This is a genomic window from Agrococcus sp. TF02-05 (genome assembly GCF_017565345.1).
Lineage (GTDB): Bacteria > Actinomycetota > Actinomycetes > Actinomycetales > Microbacteriaceae > Agrococcus > Agrococcus pavilionensis.
The window spans coordinates 165,280-180,360 of record NZ_JAGEKO010000004.1; the positions used below are offsets into that span (position 1 = coordinate 165,280).

Annotated in this window: 11 protein-coding genes; 8 read left to right on the forward strand and 3 right to left on the reverse strand. The window is 69.5% G+C overall.

The features are described 5' to 3' along the window. Positions 1-13: 13 nt before the first annotated feature. The 6 genes from JQT67_RS04665 to JQT67_RS04690 all read left to right on the forward strand — a co-directional run bounded on the left by JQT67_RS04665 (position 14) and on the right by JQT67_RS04690 (position 8,478). Entirely contained in the window at positions 14-985 is a 972-nt protein-coding gene (locus tag JQT67_RS04665; RefSeq protein WP_208063718.1) for a TetR/AcrR family transcriptional regulator, read from the forward strand. Between the two features lie 181 nt (positions 986-1,166). Then, on the forward strand, positions 1,167-2,081 hold the full coding sequence (locus JQT67_RS04670) for a DUF4349 domain-containing protein (RefSeq protein ID WP_208063719.1): 915 nt from the start codon (positions 1,167-1,169) through the stop codon (positions 2,079-2,081). Positions 2,082-2,297: 216 nt separating this feature from the next. Then, a complete protein-coding gene (locus JQT67_RS04675) occupies positions 2,298-4,886 on the forward strand; it encodes a cell wall-binding repeat-containing protein (protein ID WP_208063720.1) in 2,589 nt (862 codons plus the stop codon). Positions 4,887-5,037: 151 nt separating this feature from the next. Then, positions 5,038-6,351, forward strand: coding sequence for a trypsin-like serine protease (locus tag JQT67_RS04680; RefSeq protein WP_208063721.1), 1,314 nt, complete (start codon positions 5,038-5,040; stop codon positions 6,349-6,351). 50 nt (positions 6,352-6,401) lie between these two features. Next, complete coding sequence (locus JQT67_RS04685; protein WP_208063722.1) at positions 6,402-7,727, forward strand: phosphotransferase; 1,326 nt, start codon at positions 6,402-6,404, stop codon at positions 7,725-7,727. 25 nt (positions 7,728-7,752) lie between these two features. Beyond that, positions 7,753-8,478 carry an SGNH/GDSL hydrolase family protein gene (locus JQT67_RS04690; protein ID WP_208063723.1) on the forward strand — a complete coding sequence of 242 codons (726 nt, stop codon included), beginning with the start codon at positions 7,753-7,755 and terminating at the stop codon, positions 8,476-8,478. A gap of 19 nt (positions 8,479-8,497) precedes the next feature. Here JQT67_RS04690 and galU (JQT67_RS04695) read toward each other — a convergent pair whose 3' ends face one another. The 3 genes from galU (JQT67_RS04695) to galU (JQT67_RS04705) form a co-directional block, all read right to left on the reverse strand. After that, positions 8,498-9,400: a UTP--glucose-1-phosphate uridylyltransferase GalU gene (gene galU, locus JQT67_RS04695; RefSeq protein WP_208063724.1), complete on the reverse strand. Its 903-nt coding sequence runs from the start codon at positions 9,398-9,400 to the stop codon at positions 8,498-8,500. A gap of 184 nt (positions 9,401-9,584) precedes the next feature. Beyond that, positions 9,585-9,929 (reverse strand): Lsr2 family protein, encoded by a 345-nt coding sequence (locus JQT67_RS04700; RefSeq protein WP_208063725.1) that lies wholly within the window; start codon positions 9,927-9,929, stop codon positions 9,585-9,587. 97 nt (positions 9,930-10,026) lie between these two features. Beyond that, positions 10,027-10,929 carry a UTP--glucose-1-phosphate uridylyltransferase GalU gene (galU, locus tag JQT67_RS04705; protein ID WP_208063726.1) on the reverse strand — a complete coding sequence of 301 codons (903 nt, stop codon included), beginning with the start codon at positions 10,927-10,929 and terminating at the stop codon, positions 10,027-10,029. Positions 10,930-11,183: 254 nt separating this feature from the next. Here galU (JQT67_RS04705) and JQT67_RS04710 point away from each other — a divergent pair, with 254 nt between their 5' ends. After that, a complete protein-coding gene (locus JQT67_RS04710) occupies positions 11,184-13,022 on the forward strand; it encodes a nucleoside-diphosphate sugar epimerase/dehydratase (RefSeq protein ID WP_208063727.1) in 1,839 nt (612 codons plus the stop codon). Beyond that, a complete protein-coding gene (locus JQT67_RS04715) occupies positions 13,019-15,019 on the forward strand; it encodes an NAD-dependent epimerase/dehydratase family protein (RefSeq protein WP_208063728.1) in 2,001 nt (666 codons plus the stop codon). The genes JQT67_RS04710 and JQT67_RS04715 overlap by 4 nt, the downstream gene beginning before the upstream one ends. Positions 15,020-15,081: the final 62 nt, after the last annotated feature.

Genomic DNA, 15,081 nt, shown 5'->3' on the forward strand with positions numbered 1-15,081 from the left:
ACGAGACGCACCCATGACGAGCATCGACCACCACGACGACTCCCCGCCCCTGCCGCACGCGCACGCCCTCACGTGGGGCGTCGCCGCGCTGCCGCACCGCGGCCCGAAGCGCGAGCTCAGCACCGAGCGCATCGTCGAGGCCGCGATCGAGATCGCCGACGCCGACGGGCTCGAGTCGGTCAGCATGGGCAAGGTCGCGGCGGCGGTCGGCGTCGCGCCGATGTCGCTCTACCGCTACGTCACCGGCAAGGACGACCTGCTGCTGCTCATGTTCGACGCCGCGAGCGAGGTGACGGTGCCGAGCACGGGCGTCTCGTGGCGCGAGCGCGTGAAGCAGTGGGCGCTGTTCGTGCGCGCGACCTACGACGCGCACCCGTGGCTCGCCGACCTGCCGCCGAGCGCGACGCCCACGACGCCCAACCGGCTCGCGATCCTCGAGGCGGGCCTCGTCGCGCTCGAGGAGGTCGACGCGCCCGATCGCATGAAGGTGCCGACGCTGCTGCTGCTGCTCGGCTACATCGCCCTCTACGCGCGCGCGTCGAGCGATGCGGACGTCGACGACGAGGTGCGCCGCGCGCTGCCCCAGCTCGTCACCGACGAGCGCTTCCCGCTGCTCGCGCCCGCCGTGCGCGAGGGCATGTTCGAGCCGCAGCAGCCCGACGACGGCCGCGGCTTCGGCTTCGGCCTCTCGCGGCTGCTCGACGGCATCGAGCGCTGGCTCGAGCGCAACGAGCCCGACGACGCCGACGAGCGCATGCCCGCCGCGATCGTCGCCGACAAGCAGGTGCGCGAAGCGGCGAAGGCCGTCGCCGAGGCGCGCGAGCAGCTGCGGCGCGCGGAGTCGAAGGCGGCGGATGCGGTGGCGAAGGCGACCGAGCGGCTCCGGGCCGCCGAGGCCAAGACCGAGGCCGCCGAGGCGAAGGCGGCTGCGAAGGCCGACGCGAAGGCGGCGAAGGCGGAGGCGAAGCGCGCGAAGCGCGACTGACCCGCCCGCTCGTCGAGCAGCCGCCCGCCCACTCACCCGTTCGTCGAGTAGCCGGCCGCCCACCCACCCGCTCGTCGAGTAGCCGGCCGCAGGCCGGCGTATCGAGACGCCAGCCGCCTGACGCCCAAGACCCGAGAAAGGTTGGGCTGTGCTTCCGCCCCTCGCGAAGCACGCTGGAAGCATGACCCGCAGACTCGCCCCGATGGCCGGCATCCTCATCGCCGGCGCCGTCCTCCTCACCGGCTGCGGCGCGAGCGGCGCCTCGACCGGCTCCCCGCTCCTGCCGACCACCGACCAGGGCGGCTTCCCCGAATCCGCGCCCGACTTCGAGGAGTCGGCCGGCGGCGACAGCGGCGGCCTCCCCGAGCAGGACGCCGACAACGATCGCGACGTCATCATCACCGGCGACGTGTCGATGCGCGCCGAGGATCCGATCACGACGGCGGATGCGGTGGCCGACGCCGTCGAGGCCCGTGACGGCTCGATCGACGCGCGCTCGGAGGGCGCCTCGACCGACTTCGAGCCCGCGTGGGCGACGCTCACCGTGCGGGTGCCGGCGCCGCAGGTCGAGGACCTCCTCACGGCGATCCGCGGCCTCGGCGACGTCACGGCCGTCGACACGAAGGAGCAGCGCGTCGGCGCGCAGGTGCGCGACCTCGAGGTGCGGGTCAACGCGGCGCGGGCGTCGGTCGAGCGCCTGACCGAGCTGCTCGGCACGGCCGCGAACACCGACATCCTGCTCGACGTCGAGGCGCAGCTGACGCAGCGCACGTCCGAGCTCGAGCAGCTGCTCTCGCAGCAGCGCACGCTCGCCGACCAGGTCGCGATGTCGACGATCGACGTCAGCATCCGCGCGACGACGGTCGAGGGGCCGACGGGCACGCCGAGCTTCTGGGACGGCCTCGTCGCCGGCTGGGGCGCGTTCCTCGCCTGGGGCGCCGCGTTCCTGTTCGGCCTCGGCCAGGCGGTGCCGACGCTCGCGGTCCTGCTGCTGCTCGCGCTCGCCGCGTGGTTCATTGTGCACCGGGTCACGCAGCGGAGGCTGTCCCGCAAAGCGGGGACAGGAAGCGCACCTGCGGGCAAGCCATTGCGATAGCTGTAGTCGGGCATTCGGGGAAGCGCGCGCCGACGAGACTCAAGCAGCAGCCAAGGATCTCCCCAAGTCCGTCGGCGGCCTCAGACGCAGTGCAAACATGAGCGGGCTACAGCATTTCGTGGCGAGCGACAGCGTCGATTCGGTCGACGCAGCGCCGCATGGTTGTCTCGAATGGCCGACGTCAGGGGCGACGGCCGCGAAAGCGAAGGATCCGCAATGGCATCGAAGCGCAGGGTCGCCGCCTTTTTCATCGCCGCAGTCACTGCAGGCAGTGGATCCGCACTCGCTCCCACCGATCTGGCAGTGGCGACGACCGCTGATGTCACGGCTCCGGTCGTGAGCGAGATCGCTGTGTCGCCGGGGACCGTCGACGTTTCGAGCGCGGACGCCGAGGTGGTCGTCAGCGTGAGGATCACCGATGACCTCGCGGGTGCGATTGCGACCAACCTCTGGCTCTCTCACGATGGTTCCGCTCAGAGAACGGAAGGCACCCTCGCGCTCGTCTCGGGCACAGCCCTCGATGGGCGCTACGAAGCGACTCTGCGCATTCAGCACGGGGCAGCGCCCGGCGCCTGGAGCGTGGGGTTCGGGATGGTGCAGGATGCTGCCGGCAACGTCCTCGACGATCCCTTCTTGGGCCGGCACACCAGCGTGACGGTGGTCAATTCCGGGCCCGTCGACCTCACCCCGCCACGACTTCTGGCGTACGAGGTGTCGCCGCCCGCCGTCGACGTCTTGGTCGCCGGGCAGGAGGTTACGATTCGGGCAAGGATCGTGGACGACCTGGCAGGCGTCCTACCGCCACTGGTCGACGCGTTCAACGACGCAGGGAGCTTCTTCGCAGGCGAGATGGCGCTCGTCTCAGGCACAGTGCTCGACGGCTGGTACGAGACGAGAGTCACGGTGCCGCGCGGTACGCTTGCCGGAGACCTTCGCTTCGTCCCCTACTCGCTCGAGGACGCCCGAGGGAACGGCGTCGGTTTCGATCGCAACGCATTCCCACATTCTGTGTCCGTCACGTACGGCACCAGCGAAGACGTCTCCGCACCACAGGTCGTGTCTTTCGCAGCTGACCCGGTCGGGAACGACCCCTACCTAGGGTCCGCCCTTGTGACGCTGCGCGCACACATCATCGACGCGGGAGCCGGAGTCGTCCCCCCCATCGTGCGCATCAATTGGTCGGAGGTGCCCCTGACCCTTGCCTCCGGCGATGAGCACGACGGGATCTGGGAGGCAACAGCCCACGTCGCGCCTCTGCCGGAGACCCAGGTCGCGACTTTGGCATGGTTGCGAGATTTCGCTGGCAACGTGACCGCTGATGGCCCCTCGCTGCACACGACGTTCACGGCCGACCAGGGGCCGGTCGCAGGGATACCGGAGGCACCGACCGACGTGATCGCGGTCCCGGGAAATGGTGAGGCGACGGTGTCGTGGACGGCGCCTGCCTCGAACGGCGGCGCCGCGATCACCTCCTACATCATCACCGCCGCTCCTGGTGACGCGACCGCGACCGTCCCCGCGTCCCAGACGACTGCGACTCTCAAAAACCTGACGAACGGCACCGCCTACCGCTTCACAGTCGTAGCGGTCAACTCGGCCGGCAGCTCCAGAGCCTCCGCCGCATCGCCCGCGGTGACTCCGCGAACCGTACCGGGCACCCCTACTGGTGTCGCAGCCAGCCCCGGGTTCGGCGAGGCGACAGTGACGTGGGTAGCGCCCGCTTCCAACGGCGGCGCGGCGATCGACTCCTACACCATCACCACCATCCCGGGCGGCGCGACGGTCACCGTCCCTGCACTCCAGACCACCGCAACGGTCGGCGGGCTCTCGACCGGCACGCCCTATCGATTCACGGTCACCGCGCACAACGCGGCCGGGAGCTCTCCTGCCTCGCAGCCCTCGCCAGCCATCGTGCCGCTCGCCCCAACTCGGCTTGCCGGTGATAGCCGCTACTCCACCGCGGCCGCGATCGCTGACAGGTTCCCCGCGGGTGTCGACACTGTCTATATCGCGTCGGGACTGAACTTCCCCGATGCGCTCACAGGCGCTGCTCTCGCCGGTTCGCAGGTCTCGCCTGTGCTGCTGACGAGAGAGCGAGAAGTTCCGCAGGCGACGATCGACGCGCTCGTCCGGCTGAAGCCGAGGAGCATCGTGATCCTCGGCGGTCCCGCCACGGTCAGCAACGATGTGCAGTCAGCGCTCCAGCCGTACGGGCAGGTCAGTCGTATCGCCGGTTCGGATCGCTACGACAATGCGGCGGCGGTCTCGGCGGCATTCGCTCCGGGCATCGAAACGGTCTACGTCGCGTCCGGCACGAACTTCCCCGACGCGCTTGCTGGTGCCGGTCTCGCGGGCTCCACTGGTTCCCCAGTGCTGCTCACGCGGCAGCAATCGCTCCCCGAGAGCATCAGAGCCGCGATCCAACGGCTGCAACCCGAGCGCATCGTCATCCTGGGCGGCCCGGCATCTGTGAGTGAGCAGGTCCGCGGCGAACTCGCCCGTATCGCGACGACCACACGCATCTCCGGTAGTGACCGCTATGAGGTGGCAGCGCAGATTTCCGCGCAGTTCGGCGAGGTCGACCATGTCTACGTCGCCTCCGGACAGGTGTTCCCCGATGCGCTCGCGGGTGCCGCGCTCGCCGGCGCCCAGGGCGCGCCGGTGCTGCTGGTCCGCTCGAACGAGGTGCCCGGTGCGACGCTCGCGGCAATCGAGCGGCTCGCGCCGGAACGCATCACCGTCCTCGGCGGCGAGACGACCATCGGACCAGAGGTCGAGGAACAGCTCCGCAGCCTCGTCCGGTAGCCGCGTCCGGAGCGGCGGGGAGAGTGCGCGTCGGCGAGACCTGCCCGCCTCGACCGAGCCGAGCGATTATCACGAACGTTCTAGCCGCGGTTGAACCTCTGGGGTACGCTCATCTCGGTCCCAGCCCGTCCCGACCGTCACGAGGTCTCCGTTGTCCCGCCGCTCCCTGCTGCTCGCCGTCCTGGCTTCGTTCGCCGTCGGCACCACCGCCGTCGTCGCCGCACCCGCGGTCTCGACGAGCGCGTCCGACAACCTCCCCGCCGTGCAGGAGTCGCACTTCGCGGTCATCGACGAGATCGCGATGTGGGATGCCCGCACCCCCGTGTCGCGCATCGGCGCGATCGAGGGCGACCCGGTCGCCGGCACGATCGAGATCGGCTGGGCGGGCCCCGTGCCGACGGAGGTGCGCGCGATCGCGGCGAACGCCGCGAACCAGGGCATCGACATCACGTTCGTGCCGCAGGAGGCGAGCGAGGCCGAGCTCATCGAGCTCGCGCACGACCTCGCCGCATCCATGCCCGTCGAAGGCGCCTTCGCGATCGGCATCGGCGCCGACTCGCTCTCGGTCGAGGTGCCGACCCCCGAGGCCGCCGACGCCGCCGGCACCGAGGCGATCGAGCTCGAGGGCGAGGTGCTGACGGTGCTCGACGAGACCGAGCAGGCCGCGGCCGAGCTCGGCGCGACGGTCACCGTCGAGCAGACCGACTCGGTGCCGAGCACGACCGCCAGCCGCCCGATCGCCGAGGGCCAGCCGCTCGACGCGGCCGCGACCGCTCTCTACTCGGGCCGCTCGAACGACACCTCCGTGCTCTCCGGCGGCATGCGCGTGCAGACGCAGTTCCCCTCCGGCAGCTGGGTCGGCTGCACCTCGGGCTTCTCCGGCTTCTACGGCCACCGCCCGCTCATCGTCACCGCCGCGCACTGCAGCGACTACCTCGACGGCCGCGCGGTGCGCAACAGCGCCGGCACGCGCATCGGCACGAGCGACCTCGTGGCCGAGCTCAACGACGGCGCCCGCCCCTACGACCTCGGCGTCATCGCCGCCGACTACGACGTGCGCACCCTGCCCCGCATCTACACGAGCGAGACCGCGACGGTGGACATCACCGGCACGCAGCTCGCGTTCCCGCCCGCGGGCTACCAGCTCTGCTCGGCCGGCCAGATCACCGGCTGGAAGTGCAACCTCACCGCCGGTGCCGCCTACGTCACGTGCTACGCGCACGTGCGCGGCGCGGAGTGCATGAACGTGCAGCTCGTGCACTCGAGCGCCGGCAACGCGTTCTGCCAGGGCGACTCGGGTGGCCCCGTCGTAAGCCGTCCCACCTCCGACGGCGCGATCGCGGTCGGCGTCGTGTCGGGACTCCGCAGCCCGCTGAACGGCACGTGCTCGACGCAGGGGCTCATCGCGCCCATGTCGCAGCTCATGGCTACGGTGCCCGGTCTCCAGCTCCACACCAACCCGTAGCCGCGCGAGACCCGTAGCCGCCACTCAGCCGCGACCGGCACACTGGCGGCATGAGCGCTCCCCTCCCCTTCGACGCTCCCGAGGTCACCGACGCGATCGCCGCCTGGATGCCCTCCACCCGCTGGTACCCCCTCAAGGGCCAGCGAGCCGACGTCGCCCTCGCGCACCGCTTCGAGCTCGGCGACGCGGCGATCCTGCTCGTGCGCGCCGGCGACTCTCTGCTGCAGGTCCCCGTCGCGTGGCGCACGGAACCGGGCGCTTCGCCCATCGCCGAGATCGACGGGCACTGGCTCGTCGACGCGTGCCACGACCCGGATGCGGTGCAGACGATCGTCGAAGTCGCGGCCGGCACGAGGGCGGTCCCCGGGCTCGAGGGCGACGCCATCACGCCGCCCGGCCCCGCGGGCGCGAGCCGCGTGGTGAGCGGCGAGCAGTCGAACACGTCGATCATCGGCGGCGACGGCAGCTGGATCGCGAAGGTCTTCCGCGTCGTCCACCCCGGCGACAACCCCGACGTGGTCGTGACCGGTGCCCTCACGCGCGCGGGCTCGCGGCCGGTGCCGAAGCTGCTCGCGGCGCTGCAGGCGACGTGGCCCGCGGGCGATGCGACCGTCACCGGGCACCTGCTCGCGGTCTCCGAGTTCGTCGGCGGCGCCGAGGATGCCTGGGAGCTGTTCCGCCAGCACGCGCTCGCGACGCTCCGCGGCGAGCAGCGCGAGGTGCCCGACGCGCGAGCGCTCGGGGCGGCCCTCGCGACGGTGCACCGCGACCTCGCGGCCGCGCTCGGCACCGCCGAGGCGAGCGAGGCCGACACCCACGCCTTCGTCCGCGGCCTCGAGCAGCGCCTCGGCTGGGCCCGCGAGCAGGCGGCCGAGGCGCTCGCCGACCTCGACGACGAGCTCGACGCCGCCAAGCGGCAGCTGCACGAGATCGGCTCGATCGGCGAGCTCCAGCACATCCACGGCGATCTGCACCTCGGCCAGGTGCTCCGCTCGAGCGACGGCGAGTGGCGGCTGCTCGACTTTGAGGGCGAGCCGCTGCGGCCCATGCACGAGCGCTCCATCCGCGAGCCGCGCCTCCGCGACGTCGTCGGCATGCTCCGATCGTTCGACTACGCCGCCGGCTCCGCGCAGCTGGAGCTGCCCGACGCCGACCCGGCAGCCGCCGACGCGTGGGTGGAGCAGCGGCAGCGGGAGTTCCTCGCGGGGTACGCGGATGCGTCGGGCCAGGCCGACGAGCGCGACCCCGTCTTCCGCGCCCTACTGCTCGACAAGGCGCTCTACGAGGTCGTCTACGAGGTGCGCAACCGCCCCGACTGGCTCCCCGTGCCGCTCGAAGCGGTCCGCCGCCTCCTGACCGGCGAATCGGTCGAGTAGCCGGCAGCTCCGGCGCACCGGGACCATGACCCGTCGAGCGAAGGTCGTCGCCGCGGTCATCGTCGCGGCCGCGGTCGTCGCCGCCACCGTCCTCCTCTGGCCGCGACCGGGACCGCAGCCCACGGCATCCACCCCACCGGCCGCGCCGGGAACGCCGACGCCGATCGAGAGCGAGGGCGACGCCGCCGCCCCCGTCGCCGTCTTCATCGGCGACTCGTACACGGTCGGCACCGCCACGTCGCTCGAGGGCTCCGGCTTCCCCGCGATCCTCAGCGAGCGACGCGGCTGGCAGATGGTCAACCTCGCGATCCCCGGCACCGGCTACTCGACGAACCAGCCCGACGGCCGCTGCCCCAATGCCGGCTGCTCGTCCTACATCGGCATCATCCCGGATGCGGTGGCCCACGATCCAGACATCGTGGTCGTATCGGGCGGCCGCAACGACCTGACGCGGGCCTACGTCGACGAGGCGGTCGACGCCTTCTTCACCGAGCTGCGCTCGCAGCTGCCCGACGCCCGCATCATCGTCACCTCTCCGCTGTGGGACGACTCGCCATCGCCGCCATTCATCGCCGACCTGCGGCAGACGGTCGAGGAGGCGGCGGCCGCGATCGGCGCCGAGCACCTCGACCTCGGCGACCTGTTCCTCGACCGCCCCGAGCTCATCGCGAGCGACGACCTGCACCCGAACGAGCAGGGCCTCGAGCTCATCGCGACCCGCATCGACGAGCTCCTGCCTGCGGACGGCTGAACCGCTCCGGCGGTCGTGCTCAGACCGGCTCGAGCACGAGTTGCTCGACGTACTCGCGCAGCCATGCTCGGAGACCCGGGCCGAGGTCCTCGCGCTCGCACGCGAGCATCACGTTCGCCTTGATGTAGTCGAGCTTGTCGCCCGTGTCGTAGCGGCGGCCGCGGAAGACGACGCCGTGCACGCCGCCGACCTCGTCGTCCGCGGCCATGGTGAGCAGCGCGTCCGTCAGCTGGATCTCACTGCCGCGGCCGGGCGCCGTCTGCTCGAGCACCGGGAAGATCTCGGGCTTCAGCACGTAGCGGCCGACGATCGCGAGGTTCGAGGGCGCGGTACCGGCGGGCGGCTTCTCGACGAGCCCTCGCACGCGCACCACGTCCGCCTCGTCGGTCGCGTCGACCGTGGCGATCCCGTAGAGATGCGCTTGCGCCGGGTCGACCTCCATGAGCGCGACGACACACGTGTCGCGCTCGTCGTGCACCTGCAGCATGCGCTCGAGCAGGCGGTCGCGGCCGTCGATGAGGTCGTCGCCGAGGAGCACCGCGAACGAGTCGTCGCCCACATGGTCACGCGAGCGCAGCACCGCGTGCCCGAGCCCGAGCGGATCGCCCTGGCGCACGTAGTGCACATTGGCGAGCGCCGACGACTCGCAGACGAGCTGCAACCTGGCCGCGTCGCCCTTGCCCACCAGGATCTGCTCGAGCTCTGTCGCGCGATCGAAGTGGTTCTCGAGTGCATTCTTGTTGCGGCCGGTCACGAAGAGCACGTCCGGCAATCCGGCGCGCACCGCCTCTTCGACGACGTACTGGATCGCCGGTTTGTCCACGACCGGCAGCATCTCCTTCGGCAATGCCTTGGTCGCGGGAAGGAAGCGAGTGCCCAGCCCCGCCGCAGGGACGACGACTTTTGTAACAGTGTGCCGCATGCGGTCACGGTAGCCGCGAACGCTGGCGGTATCGACGGAATGACGAGACGTTCGGCGAGCGATGAGGCTGGGCTGAGGAGCACCGCGAGGCATCCCACCGGCCGTCGACTCGAGAATGCGCAAGGGAGGGGCGGCGTCACGCCGTTCCCCTCCCTATCGCTGGCGGGCCGCCAGCGCGTTGCCGCTAGCGGTTCTTGTATCGCTCCACGATGTCCGCGGGGATGCGGCCGCGCGACGCGACCTTCAGCCCCTGCGACTCGGCCCACTCGCGAATAGCGGCGGTCTCGCTGCTGCCGCCGCCGCTGCGTCGGCTGCCGCTCGAGCTGCGGCCGCGACTGCGGCCCGAGACGCGGCGCGAAGCCCGGACATAGCGCTCGAGCGCACCGGAGAATTCCTCGATGTTGTCGTTGCTGAGGTCGATCTCATACTCAGCGCCGTCGAATGCGAATCGCACCGTGCGACCGGCACCGTCGTCGATGGGCTCGCCGGTGAAGTCGTCGACGAGCTTGGTGAAAGTCTGCTTTGCCATGGAATGCAATATAGACGATCGTCCAGTGGGCGCAACACAGCAATGCAAAGCGAGGAAATGTACCCCTTTGAATGTACCCCGATGAATCCGGCAGGTGCTAAGCCGGCTGCTTCGAGAACTGCTCCACATACTCGCGCAGCCAATCGCGGAGCCCCGGGCCGAGATCCTCTCGCTCGCACGCGAGCATCACATTCGCCTTGATGTAGTCGAGCTTGTCGCCCGTGTCATAGCGGCGGCCGCGGAAGATCACCCCGTGCACGCCGCCCTCGGCGTCGTCCTCGGCCATCGTGAGCAGCGCATCCGTCAATTGGATCTCGCCCCCGCGACCCGGCGCCGTCTGCTCGAGCACCGGGTAGATCTCGGGCTTCAGCACATAGCGGCCGACGATCGCGAGATTCGACGGCGCGGTGCCGGGCTCCGGCTTCTCGACGAGCCCGCGCACGCGCACGACGTCGTCCTCCTCGGTCGCATCGACCGTCGCGATGCCATAGAGGTGCGCTTGCGCCGGGTCGACCTCCATGAGCGCGACGACGCAGGTGTCGCGCTCGTCGTGCACCTGCAGCATCCGCTCGAGCAGGTGGTCCCGGTGGTCGATGATGTCATCGCCTAGCAGCACGGCGAACGAGTCGCCGTTGATGTGCGCCCGCGAGCGCAGCACCGCGTGGCCGAGCCCCAGCGGGTCCCCTTGGCGCACGTAGTGCACGTTCGCGAGCACCGACGATTCAGCTACTCGCTCGAGACGCTCCTCGTCGCCCTTCCGCATGAGGATCGCCTCGAGCTCGGTCGCGCGGTCGAAGTGGTTCTCGAGCGCGTTCTTGTTGCGGCCGGTCACGAAGAGCACGTCCGGAAGCCCCGCTCGCACCGCTTCTTCGACGACGTATTGGATCGCCGGCTTGTCGACGACCGGCAGCATCTCCTTCGGCAGCGCCTTCGTGGCGGGGAGGAAGCGCGTGCCAAGTCCCGCCGCCGGGATGACAACCTTCGTGACGGAATGCCGCATGGGGTCACGCTATCTCCGAACCGACGATCGCCGCCTGATCGCCCTCATCATGTACACCTGCCGTTCAGCCACCATGTGCCTCAGCGTGCGCTCAGGCCGGGGTACACTTGGCGCTCAAGGCCCGGGTTAGTTGCGCGTGTGGATTCGATATGTGCCGCCCGCGAGTGAGACGCATGGAGGTACGGGTGGCGCCGAGCGCTGAGGACGACAGCAGACCCGGGCATGGCAACAGGCTGCGGTCGCTTCGAGCCAACATGCGCGTCTTCCAGTTCGTCTTCGACGCGATCGCGTGGATCGTCGCGCTCGTACTGGCCGTATGGCTCCGCTACGAGTTCGGGTTCGGCGACACCAGTCGGCTCGCGATGTTGGTACTCGTCGTGGCTGCCGTCCTCGCGCAGCTCGCGGCGGGTGGGGCGCTGGCCCTCTACCGCCGCCGCTACCACGTCGGCAGCTTCGACGAGGTGCTCAGCCTCACTGGATCCGTGGCGCTGACGACGATCGTCATCGGCCTCCCGATCCTCATCGTGGGACCCGAGATCGGCATCCCTCGTAGCACTCCACTCATTGCCGCGCCGCTCGCGTTCCTCGCAATGGCCTTGACCCGCTACTTCCGCCGACTGGCGCAAGAGCGCGCGAGCCGCCCGAAGGACGCCGCGACGCCCATCCTGGTCTACGGTGCAGGCTTCGTCGGCTCGAGCCTCATCAAGCGCATGCGCACCGACCCGCAATCGCGCTTCAACCCGGTCGGCATCATCGACGACTCCCCCAACCTTGCCAAGGCGGTGCGCACAGGGGTGCGGGTCCTCGGCACCGGCGAGCAGCTCGCGGACGTTGCTCAGGCGACGGGAGCGACCACCTTGGTGATCGCGATCGCCAGGGCCGATGCCTCACTGATGCAGCGCATCTTCGATCGAGCCGCGGCGGCAGAATTGCGGGTGCTCGTGCTCCCTCCGCTCGACGACATGCTCGAGGGCCGCAGCGCGATGGGAGACCTGCGCGACATCTCGATCGAGGACATCGTCGGCCGCCACCCCGTGGACACCGATGTCGAGACCGTCGCTGGCTACCTCAACGGAAAGCGCGTGCTCGTCACCGGCGCGGGCGGGTCCATCGGCGCCGAGCTCTGCCGGCAGATCGCCCGCTTTGGCCCTTCGGAGCTAATGATGCTCGACCGCGATGAGTCTGCGCTGCAAGCCGTGCAGATCTCGATCGCTGGCCATGGCCTCCTCCACACGAAGGACGTCGTGCTCGCTGACATCCGCGATGCAGACGCGATCCGCGACCTCATGCTCGAAAGGCGCCCTCACGTCGTGTTCCACGCCGCCGCGTTGAAGCATCTCCCGATGCTTGAGCAATACCCCGACGAGGCTTGGAAGACCAATGTGCTGGGTACGCGCAACGTCCTCGAGGGCGCCTTCGCCGCGGGAGTCGAGACCTTCGTCAACATCTCGACTGACAAGGCGGCAAACCCGACGAGCGTGCTCGGTCACTCGAAGCGGCTCGCTGAGCGCCTGACCGCCTCGTACGCAGGACGCGGCGTCGGAAGGTACCTCTCCGTCCGGTTCGGCAACGTGCTTGGCAGCCGCGGCTCGATGCTGCCGACCTTCACCGCGCTCATCGAAGCGGGCGGTCCCCTGACTGTCACTCACCCAGACATCACGCGCTATTTCATGACCATCCCGGAAGCCTGTCAACTGGTTGTTCAGGCCGGCGGCATCGGCCGCCCGGGAGAAGTTTTGATCCTCGACATGGGCGAGCCAGTGAAGATCCTCGATGTGGCGAAGCGCATGATCCGCATGTCGGGCAAACCGATCGAGATCGTCTACACCGGCCTTCGTCCGCACGAGAAGTTGCACGAGGAGCTCATCGGCGTGGGCGAGTTCGACGAACGACCGTTCCACGACAAGATCACTCACGCACAGGGCGAGCCGCTCGAGCTCGACGCTCTGGACAAGGCGAAGTGGGACGCGCATTGGGCCGCCGAGCGGGGTCGGTCGGCCGCGCGTGCTCAGAGCGAGCAGTTGCACCTGAACGGCGCGACAGCGCCGATCGTGCCGACCGACTACGGGCTCGGGAGCACTCGCCGCGCATGACGGGCATCATCGTTGGCGCACTTGTCGCGCTCGTCGTCACGCTCTGTGCCCCAATCGCGGCATTGCCGCTCCTTCGCCGGCTCGGTGTCACTGACGTGGCGAACGACCGTTCTTCCCACACGGGCGTCGCTGTTCGCGCTCTGGGCGTCGCTCCCCTGAGCGGCGTGGCTCTTGCAGCAATCGCTGTGGCCGCTACTGCGCCCACCGCAGTCTGGGCGCCGCTTGCCGTCTGCGTGGTCGGCACGGCGGCTCTCGCGCTTGTCGGTCTTGCAGAAGACGTTCGCGGATTGCCTATCGTGGTCCGGTTCGCCGCTCAGGTCCTACTCGGCACGGGCGCCTCCTTCGGACTTCTTCTCTTCGCCGGTATCGAGCCTGGACTGGCGGTGCTATGTGCTCTCGCAGCGGGCCTCGCGGTAGCGGCATACGTCAATATCGCGAACTTCATGGACGGCGTGGACGGGATATCGGCCTCGCACGGCGTGGTTGCGGGACTGGCATATGCCGCGCTCGGCCTCATCTCGGGGGACGCGGTGCTGGGACTTGGCGGCGCGATCCTTGCGGCCGCTATGGCGGGCTTCGCCCCGTGGAACCTGGGGCGTGAGAAGCGGTTCCTCGGCGATGTCGGCAGCTACCTGCTCGGCGCGTTCGTAGCACTGTTGGCGATCGAGGGTGTCGCTTCAGGAGTGCCCGTCCTCGCGATGCTCGCGCCGTTGGCGATCTACGGTGCGGACACGGCGATGACGCTCCTGCGGAGAGCTGCGCGAGGCGCGCGCTGGTACGAGAGTCATCGCGAGCACGTTTACCAGCAGCTCATCGCAGTGCAGTCGCACGCCGGCGTGGCGGCGACTGTCGCCGCAGCGTCATCGACCTGCGCGCTGATAGGCGCTCTCGTCGCAGTCGATGCATGGTCGTGGTGGATCGCGTTGGGGGCTCTCGCTCTCGTCGCTTTCGTCTACCTGATGCTGCCGGGGCTGTTCGGCATCGAGGAGCCTCGTTGGCATCTAGGCGCCGTTTCGGCTCCGGAGTCGTATCGCACCCGGGTGCGTTCGGCGCCCGTCGGCGACGTGGTCGTGCTCGGCGCGAGCGGCTTCGTGGGTTCCGCCGTGGTTGCGGAACTGCGCGCGCAGGGCCTCAGGGTGCGAACGGTCGCGGCACCGCGCTTGACTACCTCCGCCCGCACCGTCGCGGACATCATGGCCGAGGCTTCTGTCGTCTTGCGACCCGACGCGCCCGAGCACGTCTCTCTCCAGGGCGCGGACTGCGTGATCCTCGCCGCCGGGCTCGCAACTCCCGACGGGGTCGAAGGTGATGCGATGTATGGAGCAAACGCTCTGCAACCGGCTGCTGTCGCGGCGGCTGCGGAGCGTGCAGGCGTGCGGCGCATGGTCCATCTGAGCTCTGCAGCGGTACAAGGCCGTAGTCGCGAGCTCGATGAGAGCTGGACCTTCAATCCGTTCTCCGCCTACTCCCGCTCCAAGGCACTGGGCGAAGCAGCACTCGCCGAAACGATGCACGCTTTTCGTGACGGACGCGAGCATCTCGACATCGCCGTCATACGGGCAACGTCCGTGCAGGGCCGGGGCCGAGCCACCACAAACTCCCTGATTCGCCTCGCGAGCTCCCGGCTCAGTTCGGTCGCGGCTCCTCCCGACCGCCCGACTGTAGTGAGTTCGGTGCAGGGGCTCGCGCGTTTTGTGGTCGCTGTCAGCACCGCGGGTCACGACATGCAGGGCATCCGATTGCAACCATGGGAAGGCCATACGACCGCGAGCGCGCTTCAAGCGCTCGGGGGACGACCACCGACCGTGTTGCCATCCTGGCTCTGCCGGTTGCTGGTGACCGTCGCATTCTGCGGTGGGCAGTTCTTCCCCCGCTTCGCGGGCCTCGCGCGGCGTCTCGAGCTGCTCTGGTTTGGTCAGCGACAAGCCGCGCCCTCAGCCGGCACGCCGGACATCGAACCTAAGAAAAGTTGGCTTATGGAAGCACGAGATGGCTGAACACTCTTGTGTGCGTGTCGCTACCGTGCGCCAGCGCTACCGCTCAGGGCACAGCCTCACAG